The organism is Burkholderia sp. Ac-20392 (genome assembly GCF_017104585.1).
Taxonomy (GTDB): domain Bacteria; phylum Pseudomonadota; class Gammaproteobacteria; order Burkholderiales; family Burkholderiaceae; genus Burkholderia; species Burkholderia lata.
Genome location: NZ_JAAGPB010000417.1, coordinates 1 through 7,444, shown reverse-complemented (window position 1 = coordinate 7,444; position 7,444 = coordinate 1). Strand labels below are relative to the sequence as shown.

Annotated in this window: 7 protein-coding genes; 4 read left to right on the top strand and 3 right to left on the bottom strand. The window is 66.9% G+C overall.

What is annotated here, in order from left to right; genetic code table 11:
* Positions 1–168 precede the first annotated feature (168 nt).
* Complete coding sequence (locus G3N99_RS30740; RefSeq protein ID WP_011354966.1) at positions 169–468, top strand: DUF4148 domain-containing protein; 300 nt, start codon at positions 169–171, stop codon at positions 466–468.
* A 103-nt stretch (positions 469–571) separates the two neighbouring features.
* Here the strand turns inward: G3N99_RS30740 and G3N99_RS30735 are convergent, their stop codons facing one another.
* From G3N99_RS30735 to G3N99_RS30725, 3 genes are all read right to left on the bottom strand, one after another.
* Positions 572–2,374, bottom strand: a complete 1,803-nt coding sequence (locus tag G3N99_RS30735; protein WP_206124255.1) for a sensor domain-containing diguanylate cyclase — start codon at positions 2,372–2,374, stop codon at positions 572–574.
* A complete protein-coding gene (locus G3N99_RS30730; protein WP_206124253.1) occupies positions 2,371–3,504 on the bottom strand; it encodes an extracellular solute-binding protein in 1,134 nt (377 codons plus the stop codon). The genes G3N99_RS30735 and G3N99_RS30730 overlap by 4 nt, the downstream gene beginning before the upstream one ends.
* A gap of 159 nt (positions 3,505–3,663) precedes the next feature.
* Positions 3,664–4,386, bottom strand: coding sequence for a FadR/GntR family transcriptional regulator (locus G3N99_RS30725; protein WP_174943074.1), 723 nt, complete (start codon positions 4,384–4,386; stop codon positions 3,664–3,666).
* Positions 4,387–4,655: 269 nt separating this feature from the next.
* Here G3N99_RS30725 and uxuA point away from each other — a divergent pair, with 269 nt between their 5' ends.
* The 3 genes from uxuA to G3N99_RS30710 form a co-directional block, all read left to right on the top strand.
* Positions 4,656–5,720 (top strand): mannonate dehydratase, encoded by a 1,065-nt coding sequence (uxuA, locus tag G3N99_RS30720; protein ID WP_206124251.1) that lies wholly within the window; start codon positions 4,656–4,658, stop codon positions 5,718–5,720.
* 71 nt (positions 5,721–5,791) lie between these two features.
* The gene (locus G3N99_RS30715; RefSeq protein WP_206124250.1) at positions 5,792–7,102 is read left to right on the top strand and encodes an MFS transporter; all 1,311 of its coding nucleotides are present in this window, start codon (positions 5,792–5,794) and stop codon (positions 7,100–7,102) included.
* A 129-nt stretch (positions 7,103–7,231) separates the two neighbouring features.
* On the top strand, positions 7,232–7,444 hold a 213-nt coding region (locus tag G3N99_RS30710), incomplete at its 3' end, for a winged helix-turn-helix domain-containing protein (RefSeq protein WP_206124249.1).

The window sequence follows — 7,444 nt, the reverse complement described above, 5'->3', positions numbered from 1 at the left end:
CGGCAACATCGAATAGGGCCAGAAGGTTTTATCTCGAAATTATTGCCCCAGTTGCAACGATCTTTCGCCAAAACTCACGTTTACCCTAGGTCGACCGACGCCTACGATGTAATCAACCGCTTACGACATGGTGTCGAACGCGGAAAGCCAAAAACACCGGGGGTCATCATGAAATCGCTCGTTTCCGCAGTCGTTGCCGCTGTCGCCCTGTCCGCCTCGTTCGGCGCATTCGCTCAAAGCACCGTGACCCGCGCTCAAGTGCGCAATGAACTGGTCCAGCTCGAAAGCGCCGGCTACAAGCCGAGCCAGTCGAGCCCGTACTACCCGGCCGACATCCAGGCTGCGCAAGCCCGCGTGCACGGCGCCGACAACAGCGGCTACGGTGCGCAACCGGCCGCGACCGTCCAGGGTGGCGCACCGGCCGTCAAGGTGCAAAACCCGCGCGACTCGATCTACTTCGGCCACTAAGCAAGCCGGCCGGTGCGCGCCTTCGCGCGCAGTCCGCACCTTCAACGAGCCCGTCCCGCGACGGGCTCGTTGCGTTTGAGCCGCGCACATCGGCGGCTGGCCGTCACCGGCTGCCGCCCGACGCGATACGGCCGGCCGCTTCGTCCGTCCCGCTGTCGGTGCTGCCGCCGATACCACTCCCGTTGCCGACCAGTTCCTGATAGCGCACGAACGCGCGCTGGGCGGACGCCTTCGCCGCGTACATCGCCGCGTCGGCCTTGACGAGCAACTCCTCGGCCGATGCGCCGTCAGCCGGAAACTCGCTGACGCCGATGCTCGCGCCCACGGCCACGCGCCGGTCGCCGAACTCCAGTTCCTCGGCCATCACGAGCTGGATGCGCGACGCGACGTCGCCGATCACCGCCGGTGAACGCACGTCCGCGATCAGCACGATGAATTCGTCGCCGCCGAGCCGCGCGACCATGTCGCCGCCGCGCAGCACGAGGCTCAGCCGCTTGGCGACCGCGACGAGCGTGCGATCGCCGGCCGAGTGCCCATGCTGGTCGTTGATCTGCTTGAAGCGGTCGAGGTCGACGAACATCACCGCCAGCCCTTCGTGCATCGCGGCCGCACGCCGGATCGCGGTATCGAGATGCTCCATGAACAGCAGGCGATTCGGCAGCTCGGTGAGCGCATCATGGCCGGCAAGGTGCGTGAGCTCCAGCTGCTTCGCACGCAGCATCGCGACCTGCGTGCGGATCTCGACGCGCATGCTGTCGAAACAGCGCGCGAGCACGCCGATCTCGTCGGCACGCCCGACCGGCAGCTGCTCGGCGGCCGGATCGTCGAACACGTGCGTCGCGGCGCGCGCGAGCGTCTGCAGCGGCCGCGTGATCGCACGCGCGAACAGGATCGCGAGGATCACCGCCATCAAGCTCGACACGAGCACCATCCGGACGATCCGTTCACCGAGCATGCCGGCCGGCGCCAGCACATCCGCGAGCGGGCGCCCCATCCCGAGCACGACGTAACGGTTGCCCTCGTCGTGCCCGAACGGCGTGCGCGCGAATGCGAACATCTGGCCCGGCGCCGCGGTGGGATCGGTCAGACCATTGAGGGTAACGTTTGCGCGCGCGCTGTCGAATAGCTCGCGTGTGACCGCGAAACGGTCCTGCATCAGTACGCGCCGGCCGCGATCGAAGCCGAACGTCTGCGACGGATCGGGGTGCACGAGAAAATCGCCCCACTCGTTCGCGAGATACACCGCATAGTCTTCCGGCAGATCGCGTTCGAGCCGCTCGAACACGCGCGACAGCTCGACATCGACGACGAGCGCGCCAACCGTCTGGCCCGACGTGCCGACGACCGGCGTGCCCACGCGCAGGATCGGCAGCCCTTCGGCCGCGTGCGACCCCGTCTCGTGGTTGATCACGATCGGCGACAGGTAGATATGACCGGGCGCCGTCGCGAGCGTATCGAATACATAGGAAAACTGTCCTTTCTCCTGGAACGCACTGTCCGGCAATACGACGATGCCGTGCGCATCGCGATCGACTCGGATACGCTCGAGCCCGAAATCCCCGCTCGCGATCAACCGGATCTGCAGGTACTCCGGATGATTTCTCATGAAGCTGTAGAACACCTGCTCGAGCCGCGCGCGTGGCGCGCCATCCCGATTGTTGCCGCCCGAGACCAGCGCACACGACGGCAACTGCGCGAGCACGAGCGCATCGTCCGCGACGTCGGCCAGCGCCGTGGTGAAGCGCTGCCCCAGCAGTTGCGTCGACATCAGCAGGCTGTGCTGCGCTTCCTGCACGAGCATCGCGCGGTTCGCGCGATACGTGTAATAGCCGGTCGCGCCGGACGCGATCACGCCGATGCAGGCGAACAGCACCGACAGTTTCGACGTGAGCCCGAGCCGGATCATTTTCCGAACCGCTCCGGCCGGTCGCCCGACACGATGCGGCCCCACAGCGATTCGCGCCGCGCGATGTCCTCCACGGGCTGGAGCCAGACGAGATGCTGGTGCCCGGTGTCGAGGCCCGGCGGCGGCGCAAGCGTGTTCGCGAGGCCCTGGCGTTCGGTCAGCAGCGCGCCGATCGCCGGCTCGAGCATGTAGTTGATCCAGGCGAACGCGAGCTCCGGATGTTGCGCGCCGCGCGTGACGGCCCAGCAGTCGAGCCACGCGAGCGCGCCTTCATCCGGAATCACGTAGCCGACGTCCGCGCCGGCACGTCGCAGCAGTTCGACCTGCTGCGTGCCGTAGTTGCCGAACATCAGCGCCGCACGATGCTGGACGAACAACGCGGTCGCCTCTTCGGGAAGCGTGTAGTACGTCAGCAGGTTGCGGCGCAGGTCGATCAGCTTGTGCGCGACGGCGAGCGTCTGCGCGGGCGACAGGCGAAACGGATCGGAATAGCCGAGCGCCAGCGCCGTGAACGAAAAATTGTGCTGCGCGCTGTTGAAGTCGAGCACCTTGCCGCGGTAGCGCGGATTCCACAGCTCCCGCATCGAGCGCGGCGCGGCCGGAACCTGCTTGCGGTCGTAGATCAGCCCCATCGACGAATACGTGAACGGGATCGCAAACGTGGCGCCCTCTTCCACGAGCCCGTCGATCGTCGCGAGTTGCTGGAAGTTCGGTAACTGCCGCCGCCGGTTCGGGATGCGCGACAGGTCGATCGGCGCGAGCAGGCGTTCGTGCGCATAGCGCTGGATCTCGGCCGTATTCGCGGCCAGCACGTCGTACGGCGGCGGCGCCGCACTGTGCATCCGCGTCCACAATGCTTCGTCGGAATCGACGAACGTCACTTCGACGCGTACGTGAAACTGCGCTTCGAACGCGCTGACGACATCGCTGTCCGCATAGCCGGGCCATGCAAGCACGCGCAGCACGTTGTCGTTGACGGCTTCGGGAGAGGCGGCGAACGCAGAAGGAAGCACAGCGGCCAGTAAGCCCGCCGTCAAAATGATGAGCAGCCGGCGCACGGCGAACCGTATGCGCGTACGTGCGCCGATTCCCCTGATCAATCGGTCCCCGCGTGAATCGCCCGGCTGCATTCGACTGTCCTTTTTCGAGTCGATGCGATATCCCGCAACAAGACCATAAAACCTACGGTCGCGCAATTGGAAGAAGCCGTACAAGGGGCGCGCGCGCCTGTCGTCACCGCCGTATCAGGGTGACGTTACGCCGGCCTGTTTCCTCTGACGGAACGCCCGTCAGCGCCACGCCTGAGTGAACTCCGCGATCACGCGCGACAGGTGTGCACGCATCGCTTCGCGTGCAGCCGTTGCGTCGCGCGCCATGATCGCCGCGAAGATCCGCTGGTGATCTTCCTGCGACGCCTCGCGCAGCGCGGTCGAGTGAAAATGCTCCTCGATCTTGTCCCACAGCGGATCGCTACGCGCGCAGTCCCACATCGCGGTGACCATGTGCAGCAGCACCGTGTTGCCGGTCGATTCGGCGATACGCAGGTGGAACTGGCGATCGGCCGCGTCGTACGCAACCTTGTCGTCCATCTGCTCGCGCATCGTCGTCAGCGAGAAAAACAGCCGGTCGAGATCCGCATCCTTGCGTTCGGTCGCCGCGAGCGCCGCGACTTCCGCCTCGATCAGCCCGCGTGCGCGCAGCGTCTCGATCGGCCCCGGGCCGCGCGGCACCTCGAACGTCACCGGCCGCGCGGCGTCGGCCGCCGATACGTAGATGCCCGAACCGATCCGCACTTCGACGATCCCCTGCACCTCGAGCGCGATGATCGCCTCGCGCACCTGCGTGCGGCTCACGCCGAACTGGTCGGCCAGGCTGCGCTCGGACGGCAAGCGCGCGCCCGCCTCGAACGCGCCGGCGGCCACCATCGCGTGAATCTGCCGCGCAAGGCCGATATAGGAGCGATCCGCGGCGTCGGTATCGCGGCTGGCTGGCAGGCTGGAAAGATCGGTCATCGAAAAGCTCGCAACAGGCTGGCCGGCGCCGTCGCGGCACCGGATCGCCAAAATGGTACACCAATTCCGGTCGGCATCCGGTTCGACGTGTTGACCGGTGCGTCCAGGCCTTTCCTGTAGCGCCATGCCAGCCGGTTTCTAGCCCAACAACTGGTAAACCACTATCCCGCGCAACTGGCATACCAATCATAATCCGCACACCGCAGACGGGGCCGGCACGCTGCCGCCCGTCCACTCGATGCATCAACCGCCAGCCAGGAGCCGCTCCAGTGAAGATGTCTTTCCGTTGGTACGGCGAGTCCGATCCGGTCTCGCTGCAATACATCCGCCAGATCCCGGGCGTCACGCATATCGTGTCCGCGATCTACGACGAACCGGTGGGCGAAGTCTGGCCCGCGCACAAGATCGATGCGCTGAAGGCGACGATCGAGCGCGCCGGCCTGCAGTTCGAAGTCGTCGAATCGGTGCCCGTCCACGAGGACATCAAGCTCGGTAAGCCGGGCCGCGACCGCCTGATCGACAATTACCGTCAGACGATTCGCCATCTCGGCGCGGCCGGCGTGCGCGTGATCTGCTACAACTTCATGCCCGTGTTCGACTGGACGCGCACCGAGCTGTCGAAGACGCTCGACGACGGCTCGACCTGCCTCGCGTTCAGCACCGACGCGGTCGACCGGATCGATCCCGACGACGGCATCGCGCTGCCGGGCTGGGATTCGAGCTACCAGCCCGAACAGTTGAAGACGCTCCTCGCCGAATATCGCGATGTCGACGAAGCAGCGCTGTGGGCGAACCTCGAATACTTCCTGAAAGCGATCATCCCCGTCGCCGAGGAAGCCGGCGTGAAGATGGCGATCCACCCCGACGATCCGCCGCGCCCGATCTTCGGGCTGCCGCGCATCGTGAAGAACCGCGACGATCTCGCGCGAATCGTGCGCATCGTCGACACGCCCGCGAACGGGCTGACGCTGTGCTCGGGCTCGCTCGGTGCAGGCCCGCAGAACGATGTCGAGGCGCTCGTGCGCGAATTCGGCGCGATGGGCCGCATCCACTTCGCGCACATCCGCAACGTGAAGGTCGACGCGAACGGCGATTTCGAGGAAACCGCCCACCTGTCGAGCTGCGGCTCGCTCGACATCGCCGCGATCGTGAAGGCGTACCACGACACCGGCTTCACCGGCTACGTGCGCCCCGACCACGGCCGCATGATCTGGGGCGAGACGGGCAAGCCCGGCTACGGCCTCTACGACCGCGCGCTCGGCGCGGTCTACCTGAACGGCCTGTGGGAAGCGCTCGCGAAGTTCGACCGCGCGCCGTCGCTCGCCACGCAATAACCCGCCCATCGAGGCCGCCGGCGCTGCGGATCGCCGGCGGCCCGTCATGACATTCCGCGCGGAGACACCGCATGCCACGCATCCGATGGGCCATGATCCTCATGTGCTTCCTGGCCAACGTCATCAACTTCATCGACCGCGCGAACCTCGCGATCGCGGCGCCCAGCATCCGCGCCGACCTCGGCCTCGACGCGGTCGGGATGGGACTCGTGCTGAGCGCGTTCTTCTGGACCTACGCGTTCCTGCAACTGCCGGCCGGCTGGTTCATCGACAAGGTCGGCGTGCGCGTGAGCCTCGCGCTCGCGGTCGGCTGGTGGTCGGTGTTCACCGTCGCGACGGGCGCCGCGCGCGGCCTCACGCAGCTCGTCGGCGTGCGGCTGATGCTCGGCGTCGGCGAAGCGGCCGCGATCCCGTCGTTCGCGAAGGTCGCGTTCAACTGGTTCCCGCGCAGCGAACGCGGGCTCGCGAGCAGCATCTTCGACAGCGGCTCGCGCGTCGGCTCCGCGCTGTCGCTGCCGCTCGTCGCGTGGCTGATCTCGATCGTCGGCTGGCGCGGATCGTTCGTGATCACCGGCGGCATCGGCCTCGTGTGGGCGCTGGCGTGGTGGTTCATCTATCGCGACCCGGAACGCTATCGCGCGATCGCGCCCGATGCCGTCGATGCACTGCTCGCGCAGCGCGGCGCACCGACCGTTGCGGCCGCAACCGACGGCCCGAAGGTGTCGTGGCTCGACCTGTTCCGCTACCGCACCGTGTGGGGCATGATGATTGGCCTGTTCTGCCTGAACTTCGCGATCTACTTCTTCATCACGTGGTTCCCGAGCTACCTGCTGCAGTCGCGCGGCTTCTCGCTCGCGTCGCTCGGCACGTGGGGCATGCTGCCTGCGCTGCTCGCGATTCCGGGCGGCTGGCTCGGCGGCTACGTGTCGGACAGCCTGTTCCGCCGCGGCTGGAGCGCGACCGCCGCGCGCAAGACCTGTCTCGTGCTCGGCATGCTGCTGTCTTCGTCGATTGCACTGTCGGCGTTCGTCGAAAGCGTGTGGACCTGCCTCGGCCTGTTCGCGCTGGCCTATGCAAGCCTGTCGTTCGCGGGCGCCAACGTGTGGACGCTCGTCGGCGAAATCGCACCGACACCGGCGCATGTCGCATCGCTCGGCGGCATCCAGAACTTCGCGGGCAACCTCGCCGGGATCTTCATCACGACGTTCACGGGCGTGATGCTGTCGATCACGAAGGGCTCGTTCGTCGTGCCGCTCGCGGTGGCCGGCGCGTTGTGCGTGGTCGGCGCGCTGTCGTACCTGTTCATCGTCGGCAAGGTCGAGCCGTTGCCGCCGCTGCGTGGCGCCGCGAGCCGGCAGAACGTCGAGCCGAACGCAGCCTGACGCAGCGGGAAAGCGCAGCCGACGCGCCTGCGCTTTCCTTTTCGGGCCGCGCATCGGACAATGAGCCGCGCCCGCCGGCGCGGCGCCACTCCGGCCCGCGCGTGGCGACGGCGCGCTCTGCCCTCGCCGATGAAACGCTACGAAACCCTCGCCCACACGATCGCCGACGACATCCGCAACGGCAACCTTGCCGTCGGCACGCGCCTGCCGTCGTTGCGGCAGATCATCGCGCAGCACGGTGTGAGCCAGTCGACTGTGTTTCGCGCGTACTACCTGCTCGAACAGTGGGGGCTGATCCGCGCACGCGAACGCTCGGGCTACTACGTCGCGCCGGGCGCCACA

Coding starts and splice junctions, on each gene's coding strand:
- G3N99_RS30740 (WP_011354966.1), top strand. CDS start 169: ATGAAATCGCTCGTTTCCGCAGTCGTTGCCGCTGTCGCCCTGTCCGCC.
- G3N99_RS30735 (WP_206124255.1), bottom strand. CDS start 2,374: ATGATCCGGCTCGGGCTCACGTCGAAACTGTCGGTGCTGTTCGCCTGC.
- G3N99_RS30730 (WP_206124253.1), bottom strand. CDS start 3,504: ATGCAGCCGGGCGATTCACGCGGGGACCGATTGATCAGGGGAATCGGC.
- G3N99_RS30725 (WP_174943074.1), bottom strand. CDS start 4,386: ATGACCGATCTTTCCAGCCTGCCAGCCAGCCGCGATACCGACGCCGCG.
- G3N99_RS30715 (WP_206124250.1), top strand. CDS start 5,792: ATGCCACGCATCCGATGGGCCATGATCCTCATGTGCTTCCTGGCCAAC.